13 protein-coding genes and 1 tRNA gene are annotated in these 14024 nt (G+C 63.9%); 6 read left to right on the top strand and 8 right to left on the bottom strand.

Annotation, left to right across the window (positions count from 1 at the left end):
• Positions 1-5: 5 nt before the first annotated feature.
• Together FHG54_RS01710 and FHG54_RS01705 are read right to left on the bottom strand one after the other, a co-directional pair.
• Positions 6-2519: a glycoside hydrolase family 65 protein gene (locus tag FHG54_RS01710; protein ID WP_139415618.1), complete on the bottom strand. Its 2514-nt coding sequence runs from the start codon at positions 2517-2519 to the stop codon at positions 6-8.
• Positions 2516-3397, bottom strand: coding sequence for an HAD family hydrolase (locus tag FHG54_RS01705; protein ID WP_233437831.1), 882 nt, complete (start codon positions 3395-3397; stop codon positions 2516-2518). Before FHG54_RS01705 ends, FHG54_RS01710 begins: the two co-directional genes overlap by 4 nt.
• 404 nt (positions 3398-3801) lie before the next feature.
• On the opposite strand from FHG54_RS01705, the gene FHG54_RS01700 reads away from it, so the two are divergent.
• Positions 3802-3888 (top strand) — tRNA-Leu (locus FHG54_RS01700).
• A gap of 240 nt (positions 3889-4128) precedes the next feature.
• Here the strand turns inward: FHG54_RS01700 and FHG54_RS01695 are convergent.
• Positions 4129-5958: a hypothetical protein gene (locus FHG54_RS01695; protein WP_139415617.1), complete on the bottom strand. Its 1830-nt coding sequence runs from the start codon at positions 5956-5958 to the stop codon at positions 4129-4131.
• On the bottom strand, positions 5955-7601 hold the full coding sequence (locus tag FHG54_RS01690; protein ID WP_168197067.1) for a site-specific integrase: 1647 nt from the start codon (positions 7599-7601) through the stop codon (positions 5955-5957). The genes FHG54_RS01695 and FHG54_RS01690 overlap by 4 nt, the downstream gene beginning before the upstream one ends.
• Before the next feature lie 245 nt (positions 7602-7846).
• Between FHG54_RS01690 and FHG54_RS01685 the strand changes: the two genes are divergently transcribed.
• Together FHG54_RS01685 and FHG54_RS17075 are read left to right on the top strand one after the other, a co-directional pair.
• Positions 7847-8275 (top strand): hypothetical protein, encoded by a 429-nt coding sequence (locus tag FHG54_RS01685; RefSeq protein WP_139415615.1) that lies wholly within the window; start codon positions 7847-7849, stop codon positions 8273-8275.
• Between the two features lie 42 nt (positions 8276-8317).
• Entirely contained in the window at positions 8318-8602 is a 285-nt protein-coding gene (locus FHG54_RS17075) for a helix-turn-helix domain-containing protein (protein ID WP_139415614.1), read from the top strand.
• Positions 8603-8616: 14 nt separating this feature from the next.
• On the opposite strand, the gene FHG54_RS01675 is transcribed toward FHG54_RS17075, so the two are convergent.
• Positions 8617-9369, bottom strand: coding sequence for a hypothetical protein (locus FHG54_RS01675; RefSeq protein ID WP_139415613.1), 753 nt, complete (start codon positions 9367-9369; stop codon positions 8617-8619).
• Positions 9370-9477: 108 nt separating this feature from the next.
• Between FHG54_RS01675 and FHG54_RS01670 the strand changes: the two genes are divergently transcribed.
• The 3 genes from FHG54_RS01670 to FHG54_RS01660 all read left to right on the top strand — a co-directional run bounded on the left by FHG54_RS01670 (position 9478) and on the right by FHG54_RS01660 (position 10854).
• Positions 9478-9693 carry a hypothetical protein gene (locus FHG54_RS01670; protein ID WP_139415612.1) on the top strand — a complete coding sequence of 72 codons (216 nt, stop codon included), beginning with the start codon at positions 9478-9480 and terminating at the stop codon, positions 9691-9693.
• 164 nt (positions 9694-9857) lie between these two features.
• A complete protein-coding gene (locus FHG54_RS01665) occupies positions 9858-10556 on the top strand; it encodes a hypothetical protein (RefSeq protein ID WP_139415611.1) in 699 nt (232 codons plus the stop codon).
• A complete protein-coding gene (locus FHG54_RS01660) occupies positions 10546-10854 on the top strand; it encodes a hypothetical protein (protein WP_139415610.1) in 309 nt (102 codons plus the stop codon). Before FHG54_RS01665 ends, FHG54_RS01660 begins: the two co-directional genes overlap by 11 nt.
• 8 nt (positions 10855-10862) lie before the next feature.
• On the opposite strand, the gene FHG54_RS16225 is transcribed toward FHG54_RS01660, so the two are convergent.
• From FHG54_RS16225 to FHG54_RS01650, 3 genes are all read right to left on the bottom strand, one after another.
• A complete protein-coding gene (locus FHG54_RS16225; protein ID WP_168197065.1) occupies positions 10863-11006 on the bottom strand; it encodes a hypothetical protein in 144 nt (47 codons plus the stop codon).
• A gap of 108 nt (positions 11007-11114) precedes the next feature.
• Positions 11115-12938, bottom strand: coding sequence for a hypothetical protein (locus FHG54_RS01655; protein WP_139415609.1), 1824 nt, complete (start codon positions 12936-12938; stop codon positions 11115-11117).
• A 365-nt stretch (positions 12939-13303) separates the two neighbouring features.
• Positions 13304-13510, bottom strand: coding sequence for a hypothetical protein (locus FHG54_RS01650; RefSeq protein ID WP_139415608.1), 207 nt, complete (start codon positions 13508-13510; stop codon positions 13304-13306).
• Positions 13511-14024: the final 514 nt, after the last annotated feature.

Genomic DNA, 14024 nt, shown 5'->3' with positions numbered 1-14024 from the left:
CGTGATCAGTCCAATTGCATCCCCGCATCGGCTTCGTCGACGTCGACCGAGAAGGTCGGAATCGACGCGGTGAGCAGGGTTCCGTCGGCGCGGCGCGTGCTCGTGACGTCGCGCATCGTCGGCGCTCCGAAGAGACGCGGACCCTGGCCGTCGAGCGGCACCGAGACATCCGTGCCTGCACTGACGAACACCTCGGCGCCGCGAACCCTGACCCGTGCCTCGGTGCCGAGCTCGACCGCGAAGGAGATGGCGTCGGGGTCGAGGGTGACGCGGAGCCTCGTGCCGCGCAGCGTGATGCGGAACGTCAGGCTCGCCCAGCCGTCGGGCAGTCGCGGGTCGAAGGTGAAGACGCCGTTGTGGTCGCGGAACCCGCCGAATCCGGAGACGAGCGCGGCCCACACCCCGCCGGTCGAGGCGACGTGCACGCCGTCGGCCGTGTTGTTGTGCAGGTCGGCGAGGTCGACGAAGAGTGCGGAGCGGAAGTACCGGATCGCGAGCTCGTGATAGCCGACCTCCGACGCGATGATCGACTGCATGACGGCCGAGAGCGTCGAGTCGCCCGTCGTCAGCGGGTCGTAGTACTCGAAGTTCGCACGCTTCGCCTCGGTGGAGAAGCGGTCGCCCTGCAGGTAGAGCGCGAGCACGACGTCGGCCTGCTTCAGCACCTGGAAGCGGTAGATGACGAGCGGATGGTAGTGCAGCAGGAGCGGCCGGCGGTCTTCGGGAGTCTGCTCGAGATCCCACAGCTCCTTCTGCAGGAACGCGCTGTCCTGCGGGTGGATGCCGAGTTGCTCGTCGAACGGGATGTGCATGTGCGCGGCCGCTCGCCGCCAACTCGCGACCTCGGCCGGGGTCACCATGAGCCGATCGACGAGACGTTCGTAGGCCACGGGGTCGAGCACCTGCAGATTGTCGACGGCGGATGCCGCGGACGCGAGGTTCGTTCGCGCCATCACGTTGGTGAAGAGGTTGTCGTTGACGACGGTCGTGTACTCGTCGGGCCCCGTGACCCCGTGGATGTGGAAGACGTCGTCGGTGTTGTTCGACCGCCAGAATCCCAGATCTTCCCACATGCGGGCGGTCTCGACGAGGATGTCGATGGCGCCGCGGGCGAGGAAGTCGTCGTCGCCGGTCGCCGCGACGTACTGCGTGAGCGCGTAGGAGATGTCGGCGTCGATGTGGTACTGCGCGGTGCCGGCCGCATAGTACGCGCTCGACTCCTGGCCGTTGATCGTGCGCCACGGGAAGAGGGCTCCGCGCTGGTTCAGGTCCACCGCCCGGGCGCGGGCGGCAGGAAGCATCCGTTGTCTGAATCGCAGCACGTTGCGTGCCACGACGGGAGCCGTGTACGTGAGGAACGGCATCACGTAGACCTCGGTGTCCCAGAAGTAGTGGCCGCCGTAACCGGAACCCGACACCCCCTTGGCGGCGACGCCGTCGCCGTCGGTGCGGGCCGTCGCCTCGGCGAGCTGGAAGAGGTTCCACCGGGTCGCCTGCTGGATCGCGGCCTGGCCCTCGATCTCGACGTCGGAGCGCGCCCAGAAGTCGTCGAGCCACGAGCGCTGCTGCGCGAAGAGCGCCGCGACGCCGGACTCGGCGGCGCGGTCGAGCGTGCGGTCGCAGCGATCGACGAGCTCCCGCGCGGGCACGGAACGGGCCGTGTGATAGCTGATGATCTTCGTCACCCGGATCGGCGTTCCCTGCTTGGCCTGCACCCGGTAGATGTGCTTGGCGAGGTCGTCGCCGATCGTGCTCGACTCGGTGAACCGGTTCTCGGTCGCGATCTCGTGCTCGGCGCCGACGGCGATCGTCATGCCCGAGTTCGTCGTCTGGTAGGCGAGCACGTGGCGCCCGCCCTCATTGCGCTTGACTCGCGGCTGCAGTACGCGCTCGTTGAACATCTCGGCCTTGCGCGGGTCGAAGCCGCTGGGAACCTCGGGCACGCCCGAACGGTACTCGTCGCGCCCGTCCTGGCGGTTCAGGATCTGGCTCGAGATCGTCACCGCGGCATCCGCGTCGAGCATCTCGACCTCGTAGTCGAGCACCGCGAGGTGTCGGTCGGTGAAGCTGACCATGCGGCGGCTCGTGATGAGCACGCGCTTGCCCGACGGCGTGCGCCAGACGATCGAACGGCTGAGGGCGCCGAGCCGGAAGTCGAGCCGGCGCTCGTAGGCGAGGAGCTCGGCGATCGTGAGCACGAGCGGCTCGTCATCGACGTAGAGGCGGATGACCTTCGCATCCGGCGCGTTGACGATCGTCTGGCCGACCCGGGCGAACCCGAACGCCTCCTCGGCGTGGCGGATCGGCCACGTCTCGTGGAACCCGTTCACGAAGGTGCCGTGCATGTGGCCGTCGCGGCCCTCCTCGACGTTGCCGCGAAGGCCCAGGTAACCGTTGCCGACCGCGAACAACGTCTCGGTGCGACCCATGTCGGCGTCGCCGAACGCGGTCTCGACGAGCGCCCACTCGTCGATCGGGAAGCGCGTGCGGTTCAGCGGGTCGTGGTCGGCGAACCTCATTCGCGGTCCTCTCGGGTGGTCAGGGGCTCGGGGAGCTGGTGGGGGTGAAGGCTGGGGTTGGGGTTGGGGTTGGGATCGGGGTTGGGGAGCAGGGGGATCAGTTCGTCGAGCTCGTCGACCACGAGGTCGGCGCCCAGCTGGGCGAGCACGTCGCGGCCGACGCCGCGGTCGACGCCGATCACGACGCCGAAGTCGCCCGTCGCGCCGGCCGTCACGCCCGACTCGGCGTCTTCGACCACGGCGCACACCGCGGTCGGCAGGCCGAGCAGGTGGGCCGCGCGCTCGAAGGTGTCTGGGGCGGGCTTGCCCGCGATGCCGTCGCGCGCAGCGACCGCGCCGTCGACGACGACCTCGAAGCGATCGGCGAGCCCCGCGGCGGCCAGCACCGATGGGGCGTTCTTCGAGCTCGAGACGACGGCCACGAGGCATCCGCTCGCCTGAACGGCGTCGAGGAAGGCGACGCTCGCCGGATACGCCTCGACGCCCTCTTCGGCGAGGGTCTCGTTGAAGGCGGCGTTCTTGCGGTTGCCGAGCCCGTGCACGGTGTCGGCCTCGGGCGGATCGGTCACCGCGCCCTCGGGCACGCGGATGCCCCGGCTCTCGAGGAGGCTCCGCACCCCGTCGTAGCGGGGCTTGCCGTCGATGAACGAGAAGTAGTCGGCCTCGGTGTACGGCGCGGCGCCGTGCAGTGCGAGGTACGGCGTGAAGAGGCGCGCCCACGCGTGCATGTGCACCGTCGCCGTCGGCGTCAGCACGCCGTCGAGGTCGAAGAGATAGGCACGGATGCCGCGCAGTCGTGCCGCGGGGTCGGCGGGTGGACCGTCGTCGGCGGGCGGGGGCGTGGAGGTGGAGGGCGAGGGCATGGAGATGGAGGGCATGGAGGAATCGGAGAGGGGCATGTCGGTGTCGGCTCGGGGGGACTCGCGGTCAGAGATCAAGGGGAGTCCTTTCGTCGCGTCGGTCGGGGCAACGGGAACCCGCAGACCGATGGTATTCCGGGTGGCGGCGCAGCGCGAGGTGTGAGCCGGACTCGAAGCATTCGTGGAGGCGCGGTTCGGATTCCGTCGTGTCGTCTCGTGCCGTCACGTGATGTGCCCTCTCGCGTGGGGTCGGGGCGCCGAGATGAAGGAGCAAGCACGCGACACGCCGTGCCTGCGGCGGCGTGTCGCGGCGGCCGTCCTGCGACTCGGCGTGCGTCGCGGCATCCGCCGGCACGAATGGCTTTGCCGGGCCCGAGATGTTAGTCTCTCGTGGTTGGACGCACTGCGGTGCGACCACACGTGCGCGAGTGGCGGAATTGGCAGACGCGCTGGCTTCAGGTGCCAGTACTCGCAAGGGTGTGGGGGTTCAAGTCCCCCCTCGCGCACCACGGCAAGTTAGCGGGAATTGGTTTTCACGTTGGCGAGTTTCGGCCCTGATCCTGGATCAGGGCCGTTTTCCGTTGTTGGAGCGTGATCACCGCGACTCCTTTGCGTCGACGGCGGCTCGATGATAGGTCTTTGCGACTTGGCGATGCCGTTCGGGGCCGTTAACGACGTTTCGCCCTGCTTTTGGGCAGGGCGAAGCCGTGGGTACTGCTGGGGAACGGTGTCAGAAGGTGGCTGGCGGCCTACTCAGCCTTCGGCGGTGGAGGCGTAAGTGGAGACCACTTTGGGTACATGGCTCGAAGTTGGCGGATCTGGTCGATCGTCAGGTACGTGCTCCGGTGAAGCCGATTTTGCGAGGTCAGAAGCCTCTTGGTTAACCGCTTCCGGTAGAAGCTCAGGATCTTCCTAAGGTTGACGGACACGCACGCAAGTCCGACAACGAGCGCCGAGAAAGTGTTTCCGCGAGGTGCGCGTTTCGTTGCGACGAGGGTGTCCTCTGATGTGCCGCCCTTGATCATCTTGTTGATGCTCTCGATGGCGTTCCTCAGTCCATACATCTCTCTCCACTGCGGACTCTTGTGCGGGTACTTCTGCATCCACTTCGCCTCGACCTCGAATGGGATCACGATGGTCTTCTGGCGCGGCGGCTCGATGATCTCACCCGTGCGTTCGTCGTAGGCGAGCCCGTACCCGGCAGGGTCGGGGTAGTTGTACTGCTGACTCCCGTCCGGCCGGCGGCTGCCACGTCGGGTCAGTCTGTAGACCTCGCGTTCGAGGAAACGCTCGTCTCTCAGGGCCTTGGCTTCCGCTCGCAGGTGCGCTCGTTGCTCGGGAGTCAGCTTGGTGTCTGCACGAATCGCCTCCAAGGTCTTCACATAGGTGTGTTGAGCGTTGACGAGCGCCTCGGGCATGAAGCTCAGGTAGGGCGATCCGCCGACGACGATGAGGTGGGCGTTCAATGACGCGATTTGTTCGTGGGGGAGGGAGCTCTTCCGTGATGCGGGAACGGCGTCCTTCTTTCCGAGGTCATTCTTCTTCAGATCGAACACCGGTTCGTAGCCGTGTTGGAAAAGGGTTCGGAAGAGTTCCTTGGCTCCGTACGGCATGTATGCGCGGTCTGTGATGAAATGCCCGCTCGCGTGCCCACGGCCGACGATGCTCTCGATCATCTTCTTCGCGGCGCCCTTGATCTCGCCCGGTCGGTGGAAGTCATAACCGAGGATCAACCGTGGGAAGTCAGCCTTCTCGCCGGGTGCGTTCCTGACCATCGCGGCGATCTCCGCTTCGATGGCGTGGTCAGTCTTCTTGCCTTTGGCCTTGTCTTTGTCTCCCTTGTGCTTGCCCTTCCTGGAGTAGGCGCCGGCGTCGTAGTTGATTGGGGTCCGGTCGCTGGCCAGATCGTGGACCACGGGGTTGCCGCGTGCACCGAGCATCAGCACCTTTGTTGCGTCCTGGGTGGTGTTGCCTTTCCAGCGTCGGCGAATCTCACGAGGAACGAGTTGGATGGATGCCTCGAGCAGGGCTTCGATGAGTTGATGGAATCGACCTGCACGGATCGACAGCTCCGCGGCGTTGTTCTCGCGTTGCCTAAGGATCCGGCGGTACTGCTTCGCTGTGGGGACCTTACGCCTCGGACCCGGGAACGCATCGATCATTGTCTCCAAGCGGCGGTAGCACCTCCGAATTCGGTGGTACCAGCCATCGACATCGTTCCTGACTCCAAGTCGAGAGCGTTGTTCATCGCTCAGCGCGATCAAAGTCTTGTCGAGTTCTGACCACACAAAATCACCGTTCCGTCGGATCTGGATCAGCATCAGGATCAGCAGTGCTACTTCATCGATCGAGGGCTTCGGTCCGCGAGCCCCGCTCAGGCCTGTTTCCTCCCGCCATCCTCGGATCATGTCTGGCACGCGGGAGAACATTACGAGACGGTGAGCATCGTCGAACTGCACATCGAGGGCGCGCGACCGTTCGATCGACAGGTAAACGTCAAATTGCTTGCCGAAGGAGTGGAAGAACGCATCAGCGGCTTCGAGGGCCGGCAGATGCTTCCCGCGTGGGATGCCGATCATGCTCGGCCCTCCTGTCGGAGGGCAGCACGATAGTCGTCGCTGTCGAGCTCCGGAATGTGTGCGAGAAGACGGGCGAGGTTCTCGAACTTCGCGATTCCCGCAGCGCGCATGAGAGCGCGGAGGTCAGTCTTCGCAGCGAGGTGCGTGATGAGCCAGGTGTTCCTCAGCCGGTTGGACTGCGGAAGCGGGGCGTCAGGGACACGGCGGCTGCCGGCGACGAACGCGTTGACGATGTTCGGGTAGTTGGTTCGGCTCTTGCGACCGAACACATAGTCGCCGGGGGCCGTCGCAGTACCCGATTCGATCGCCCACTGAAACGGACGCTCCCACTCGGCGAGCATGGGTACCTGGCGTACGGGATCCGCGACGGCAACAGTGATCAACACCCCGCTGCTGTCGACGTCGATGTCCTCAAGACGGAGCCCTCCGATCTCCCGTGCTCGTAGACCGGCGCCCGCGGCGAGGGAGAGGAGAAGAGTGGCCTGACGTTCGCTGTACTCGGATGGTTGAGCGCTTGCCCACACCCGCAACAGCGCGAGTTCGCGCGGATAGTACGGGGGATAGGTTGCTCGCGCGTTGAGCGCCTTCATTGGTGCCGGGTTGGCATCCGGCAGCAGGGCTTCGGCAGCGCGGAGTAGAACGGCACGGTAGTTGCGGCGGGAGCCCTCGGCGAGGTGGCTGCCGTTGTTTGCGACGTAGAGGTCGATGATCTCCCGCCGGAACAGGAGGCTGGCGGCAAGCGGGCGGCCTGTCAGGTTGTGCGCCCAGTCGATGTATCCGCTCAGTACGTAGAGGAGGCGACGCTCCGTGTAGACGCACTGCGGCGCGGCGGTGGCCGCGGCATCGAGGACGAAGTCCCGGATACGCTCCCAACGGTCGGCCGGTAGGTCCGGCTGGTACGCCTCCATTGCGATTACACATTCGAATGGCATCTGTCCGTAAATACGGACAGTGCACGCGTCGAAGGTACCGTGTTCGAGTTGCCGGTGCATAGTCCCGATCGCGCGGCAGATGTCGCCGCGATCTTCGAGGAGGGAAGTTCCGAAGCAAAGCGCCTGGCAGGTGCGCGACCCTCCGGACGGCGAGCTCAGAATTGTCGCGATGGATGCTGAGATCGCTGCGATGTGCTCTCGGTCGCGGGTAGATCGCCGTCGGCGTCGTGTTCGGGCGTTGATCAGGCCAAGGCTCTCCCGCGAGATTCCATCGGGCACTGACCGGATCCGGAACTCCAAGTTCGCAGATGACGTGGCGAAGCGGAACTGGGAGCGCACGTGGGCATACAGGTGGCGAGCATCGACCGAGCCCGCGCGGTCGGCTACTGTCTGGGCATGAGTCCGCGCCATACTCGACGCGCCCCGGCGGTCGATGCCGTCGGATGGCCAGACCTTCGGATCGACGATCCCGTGAGGGAGATCGCGCGTCGATTCGCCGTGAACCTTCGAGACGCCATGGGTGAACGGTCGCTCCGGGAGGTGAGCGACATAACAGGTGTCAGCCGCTCGTCCCTGTCGTTGATCTTGCGCGGGGACGCCTGGGCGGATATGGAGTCGGTGGCCCGCCTTGAAGTGGGACTGGGTCGGGTTCTGTGGCCACGAGCTGATCAGTTTGAGTGAGCTGGCGTCGGGACAAATTGAGATGTGCATAGGGTCTGTATGCGGGGGGTCCGAAACCGGCTGTCGACGAATTCGGCGATACACCGCAACGGTCGGATAGGTTCCGCACAACTCGCGCATAACCTACAAGCGCGGTGCATATTCAACAGGGGGTTCGAGGGATGCCAAGGTCACCAAGACCGGGTGCGAGGACCTTCTCTCCGCGTCAACTTTGCTCGAATCCGAAACAGTTCGGCCAGACGGAAATCGACCTCGAGCCTGCACCTGGTGTCGCGGTGGACGACGAACGATTCCGCGCCGCGCAGCTGCAACATCAGGTGGCGAATCGGTTCCGAGGACAGCTCCTTCGGGCTGGCCGTTCGCTCGTAGAGTTCGCTCCTCCGGGCCGGCCGGACGGACAGCCAGCGCGAGCAGATCGTGTCGAGCGAATCCTCAGGGGCGAGACGATGATGACGCTGACAGATCTCGTTTCGTGGGCGAACGAGTTTCCCGAGATCGCAAGACTCGTGGCCGAGCAGCTTACTGGCGCGACCTTCTCAGCAGCCTCGGAGCCGGAGGTCATCCACGTTGTTCGCGAACCGACGCAGAAGGAACTGGTGGCGGCATATGTCCTGCAGGAGGCAGAACGCAAGCAGGCCGGTCTCGGCGAAGCGATGCAAGCCGTGCGAGAAGCGGGCTATCGTCGAACGACGCAGTCCTCGTAGTCTCGAAGGCCGCCGCGGCGGATGATCTCCTAGGCTGCTGTCATGGGGAGGATCAGGCGAGCGAGTCCGGCCGAGCTCGTCGATGAGTGGCCCGATGGGACGGCCACTGATCCAATCGCTCGCGTGGCACAGGAGTTCGCGCAGAACCTCCGCGAAGCTATGGGCGATCTCACGGTTCGTTCGGTAGCGAGGTCGGCGGGCTTGGACCACGCGACCGTCCTGGCGATTCTCGCAGGTCGTACATGGCCGGACCTGGCGACGATCGGGAAACTGGAGAGAGCGCTGGAACAGAATCTCTGGCCGACCGGCGTGAGCTTCGACCGGTAGTGCGTTGCCCGCCGTCAGTTCGGGCGCCGGTCTCCTGCGCCGGGTCCGAGCTTTCGTTCGAATTGCATCATCATGTCCGCGAGGTTCGGGCCGAACACCGTTTCTGACCGCCACCAGTGATTCAACGTCGTCGGATCGCGTCGTTCGATGCGGTCGGCGAGTTCGGCTTCGTCGGAGATCTCGATTCGAGGGTTGCCGCCAAGCATCTTCGGGAGGACGCGTTCTAGGATTCCTGCGAGCTCGGCGGCGGCGTGTTCATCGGGGTGCGTGATGATGAGCACGCCCAGGTTCTTTTCGCTGCCGGATCCGTAGACGGCGACGGTTGTCTCGGGCCCCACGGTCTCTGCGGCCAGTGCCCTGATTCGGGTGAATGCGCTCGTCCGAGCGTCGAGGGCTTCCAAGAGCGGCCCCGTGAGCACGTAACTGTCGTTGACTCGGTAGCCGCCGTCCGGATCTTGCGATGCGAGGCCGATTGCGACGAGGTCGTCGAGCGTCTTCCTGGCGGGACGGCGACGAAGGGTCGTGCGTGCGACGGCGTCCTTGATCGTCAGGGGCTCGAACAGGGCGAGGGCTCGAAGGATCTCGGCACGGTTCGCACCGATGAGGTCTGCGACAGGATCGGCGACCAGGCGATCAATCGACCAGCCAGGGTCGCGACGATGGTAGCGGCGGAGTCTCACGCGTGCGTCCCCTCTCATTTCGGTGGTGGAAAGATTCACCGTGCAACAGTATCGTAGTGGTGAATGAAATAACCATTGCGAGGTCATGATGGAGTGGTTGCAACACGATCCCGAGTGCAGTCGAGAGCGGCCGGCACCGCCGTCCACGTTGTTCCACGAGACAGGACGCGACCTCAAATCGGTGGTGCTCTACTGATGCAATACGGCGATAAAGTCGGCGTGCTTGGAACCGTGAAGGCAGATTGGCCATCGTTCACCGTGGCGCTGGCCGCGCTCGCCCGACACGATATTCGCACCGTGCTGCAGCTCGGCGACCTCGGCTTGATCCCGGAGGGCGTCGACTGGCGAAACCTGCCGGCGGAACCCAAGTCGGGCACTCGCCACGTTCGAGCAGAAGCTGTTGTTCCTTGACGGACCGTCCGACCCTGTCCGGCTTCGATTCGTCCCGTTCAACCACGACTCCGAGCTGCCCTGGACGTGGCACCGAGAGGAAGTCCGGTTCGTGGCGGGCCGCATCGGATACCTGCCGCGCGGATTCCGGGGATGAGTTCGCAAGTGGGCAGAAGTTCGCGGTCTTGGGCGGCGGGGAATCGGAGCGCGACAACCAGCGGGTCGACGACCGTGACGTGGAGGCGATCGGCCGCGGCTATGCAGACGTCTTGTTCACGCATCTGCCGCCCCTCGAACGGCCCGGGTCCATGGACCAGGAATACGTGGATGCGCCGTCGCAAGCCGAAGTACACCGGGCGTTCCTCGCGATCCGACCGCGGCTGCTGTTGGCCGCTGATGCAGCGTTCGGAGTGAAGACGCTCGCCTATGCGACCGGTCTCCGGACATGCTTCGTCTGCCGCGTCGTGACTCTGCCCCCAGTCGGCGGCACCGGAATGGCCGCCGCGATTCTGAACACCGAAACTCTCGAACTTGAGTTCATCGACGACCGAGGGTCCATGATGGAAGCGCCCGAGGACGTCACGGATCTGACAACGCAGACGACCGGTCGATGGGTGCTCCGCACCCAGAGTTCACGACACATCATCGACCTCGACAACGGAACCTGGGAGCGGATCCCGGGACCAAACGCCCTTCGGTACGGCGCACCGACCTCGGGACGACTTCGAACATTCGAGGACTGCGCGGTCGGCCAACGCGCGTTCATCACCACGCGCTCAACTGACCCGCTTGTTGACTACTACTGGGCGAGAACGACGCTGATACTAAGCATCGACCGACTTGACGACGGCGAACCAATCGAAGGAGTCGGCGATGTTCGGTGATCTGCTGACGCTCAATAGTCTGACGTCCGGCGTCTACGTCGTGACCACCGAAACCGGATCGGTGTACACGGTCGACCTTGACCAGATGCTTGTCACCCGTCATCGAGACGAGCCCGATGAGTATCACGAGCTTCGCCGCGACGAGCAACCTGTCACGTTGCTCAAGCTCGTCGACTGCCGGCTCGGACACGACATGCGGCTCTTGATAGACCTCAGGGTGGATGGGGTGCTCCACACGACGCGCGCGACGACGGTGGTCGTAAGGATCGACCGGCAGCCTATGGCACGTTCGTCATGAATGCCGTGTCAGCTCATGGCCGTGAGTAGGTTAGTGAAAGCGCCGATGATGTCAGCCGCGTTCTCGAGAAACGCGACGCCGATGACTGACCAAAGGCTGCAGACAGCGACGAAACGGGCGGTGGTGTTCGAGGACTTCGTGTGGTTGGTCACGTCTTCTGAGTCATGCGGCACAACCCGGTGTGCTCGAACGTTGAGGCCCTCACGGCCGACCCTGCTGTATGCCGCCTGCAGCGGACGATGGCTCGCCAGCCGGCGACGTCAAGCGGGCAGAAAGTAGGAATCGTTCATCGCCGCGTCGGGCACAAGGACTTTGTAACCAACACGGGTTATGCCGGGCTGCCGGCTGGCGTGCACGAGTCTTTCGCGTTCTTGTTCCACTCGTTCCTGCGCTGCGTTCACCGTGTCGCACTGGTCCTGGTTGAGGTAGAAGGCGAGCGATCTTACGTGTCGTGCGGCTTTGGATGCCCGTTCGAAGTCAACCGGTGAGCGGGAAGCGCGGTCGAGTTTTGCAACGGCCACCTCGACTTCGGTGCGGCCTACCTGTCGCTTCAAGTCGGGGAGAACATCGATCATTCCGTCCTCGCTTACGATCACGATGACGCAGACGCCGCTTCCGACGCCATGGTGATACCGCAGGGCGGAGTTGTACCGAGCGCCACGGGCAGCGTCGCCCGCGCCAGTGACTGCTTTCCCATCAAGGATCACGCCCACAGCGTGACAGCGGCCGTCAGGCGCGACCAGCACCGCGCCATCGATAGCTGTCATCGCAGCCAGCGCTGACGCGTCCAAGAATTGTGGGGCGATCGCCAACGCCTGCGGTGCGAGCCGCCCGGCCTCTTCATCGGCAACTCGATGGATGACGAGCATGGTGCCGTGTTGTTGATCTGCCGCGCGAATCGCGAGATCCCACAAAGCGTCCGGATCGCATTCCCCGAACACTCGTCGAACCGTGTCGACAAACTTCGATCTTGAGATTCGCTCACGGGGCAGCGTGGGGATCCCGTTGTCTACACGTGCGATCGGCATGCGTTCGTGGCGAAGTTCCCATGCGCCTCGAGCAACAACCTGGACGAGGAAGCGGCTCTCATCACTTGGTTCATAGGACGCAGAGAGCCTTCCCAGGCCATACGCTTCCGAGCCGTCGCTGAGCAGGAACAGATCAGGGCCGGTCATCTCCAGCGCCTTGCGGAAGGAGCGAGTCTGTCGCAGCTGAATGGGTGATTCGAAAGAGACGACGGTATCGACGCCCCCATGATCGGGCTTTGCGAGAATCACTGTCCCGATGCCGGTTCGCCCCTCGTACGGCTGAGCGGCGACTGCCGTCATGGAAGCTGCGAACTCCGTTCCGTCCCAGTTGCCGTGCACAAATGTCAATCGACGAACGAAATCATCAAGCGCATGGCGGACAATGTCCGGTCCAAGATCTGAGACGCGGCCGACCTCAACGGGTGCGGTCTGGCGACCCAGTGCCTTCGTCGCTTCCGCGAGCACATGGTGGATCACTGCGTGCTGCAGTGACAGTTGCGTGGATACGCGCGACTCTGACTGCACTGCTGACAGTGCTGGGTACTCGGCCCACCGCGTTCTGATCACCCGAACAACGGGGTAGACGCGGAATCCGTCGACGATACCCGGTAGGCCGACGAAATGCTGACGGTCCAGCTCGGTGCGGGCGTCAAGGACCTCAGCGATCGCGGTCGCTCGGCACTCGTCGCGCAGTTCGCGGTGGATACGTTCATGCGAGGCAGCATCGCCGTAGTGCATCGATCGCAACTCGTGGTTCTCATACATCGCGTCTGCTCGCTCAATCACGTTGACGAACTCGGCAGGCTCAAAATCGCGATCCTCCGGCTCCACCCAAATCTGCGGACGCGGGTCCTCGCCCTCCTGAAATCCGATCAGGTACGCATCAGGGGCGACTTCAACGCCGATCGATTTCAACGCAGTTTCAGTGAGACTCTTTAGAGACGACCGGAAATGCGGCTGGAATCCCCACACGAATCGATTATTAACCTTCGGCACTCGCCAAGCTTCACACGAATGGTCCTCGATCACATCGAACGTCGTGTGTGTGATGCTCAACGGGCTTCGGCCGGGATCGCTGTGCGCGGGACCCGACTGCGGCCGATGCCAATGCGGGGGTGCTCGAGGCACTCCAGCCTCGCAGAGAAGAACGCGACAGTAGAGGTCGATCAGGGCTGAGGGCGCGATGCTCGAGCATCAGCACGCTCGAAGAAGCAAGGAGGGCACCGGTTCGATACCGGTGCCCTCGATGCGCTTAGCGCGTTCTAGAGGCGCGTGAGTCCACATTCGAGACAACGCCAGAAATAGGCACCGTGCCGTTCCACGGCTTCCATCCGAGTGAGGTCAACCGGGCAGTTGGGCGGGTCCGGATCATCGTGCGCGGCGCCCTTGCCTCGATCGTCTTCCTCGGTCATCCTCGCAGCTTAGAACGGCGGAGGTGATGCGAGGATGCGTTGTACCTGAATGGCATCGAGGCCGGTTCGTGCTGCGATGTCGGGAACCATCAACCCTCGGTTGAAGGCCAGGTGCACGTAGTAGGCGTCGAGCCGCTCGAGGTCGTCGTGATCCCTTTTCAGAAGCGCGAGGTAGACCTTGACCGTTTCGTCCGGTGTGTCTGTATCGTTGACCATGAGTTCTCCTTGCTTGACGGCGGAGCGACTTTCAGAAGCGGTTCGGGATGTAGGAGTCCCGGACCGCTTCGCCGTTTGTTGGCGGCTATGTCCGAGTGTGCATGGCGAGAATGCGCAGCACAACTAGGCCTGTGGATAACTATGGGGACAATCTGTGCGAAACGCCCTATTTCCTGTGTAGTGAAGCTGTGTAGAGTCGACAAGATTCAGCGGAAGCGGCCGGTTGAAATTGCGCTCATCTGGGATTTAACTTGCTAACAACTGTGTTGGAGAAGTTTCTTGACACCTTTGGGCTGTGGAGAGCCAGTCTGTGTAAAACCGTCACTGGAAAAGCATTCAACTCAGGCGTCGGCGAACACACCACAACGTGCGAAACCTCCCGCAAGCAGCCCCGACGTCAACCCGTGATCAACCGACGCCGATGCGCCAGCGCCGGAAGCGGCTTAGTCCATGCGACATGTTGCCAAAGGAGGGGAAGCCGAACTCAACTGGAGCGCCTCGTGTCTCACCCGAA

It is taken from the genome of Agromyces laixinhei, assembly GCF_006337065.1.
Lineage (GTDB): Bacteria > Actinomycetota > Actinomycetes > Actinomycetales > Microbacteriaceae > Agromyces > Agromyces laixinhei.
Note: the sequence above shows the minus strand (reverse complement) of the source record. Positions and strands in the feature narration are given on the sequence as shown.

Coding starts and splice junctions, on each gene's coding strand:
- FHG54_RS01710 (WP_139415618.1), bottom strand. CDS start 2,519: ATGAGGTTCGCCGACCACGACCCGCTGAACCGCACGCGCTTCCCGATC.
- FHG54_RS01705 (WP_233437831.1), bottom strand. CDS start 3,397: ATGCCCTCCATCTCCATGCCCTCGCCCTCCACCTCCACGCCCCCGCCC.
- FHG54_RS01695 (WP_139415617.1), bottom strand. CDS start 5,958: ATGATCGGCATCCCACGCGGGAAGCATCTGCCGGCCCTCGAAGCCGCT.
- FHG54_RS01690 (WP_168197067.1), bottom strand. CDS start 7,601: ATGCACATCTCAATTTGTCCCGACGCCAGCTCACTCAAACTGATCAGC.
- FHG54_RS17075 (WP_139415614.1), top strand. CDS start 8,318: ATGGGGAGGATCAGGCGAGCGAGTCCGGCCGAGCTCGTCGATGAGTGG.
- FHG54_RS01675 (WP_139415613.1), bottom strand. CDS start 9,369: ATGACCTCGCAATGGTTATTTCATTCACCACTACGATACTGTTGCACG.
- FHG54_RS01670 (WP_139415612.1), top strand. CDS start 9,478: ATGCAATACGGCGATAAAGTCGGCGTGCTTGGAACCGTGAAGGCAGAT.
- FHG54_RS01660 (WP_139415610.1), top strand. CDS start 10,546: ATGTTCGGTGATCTGCTGACGCTCAATAGTCTGACGTCCGGCGTCTAC.
- FHG54_RS01650 (WP_139415608.1), bottom strand. CDS start 13,510: ATGGTCAACGATACAGACACACCGGACGAAACGGTCAAGGTCTACCTC.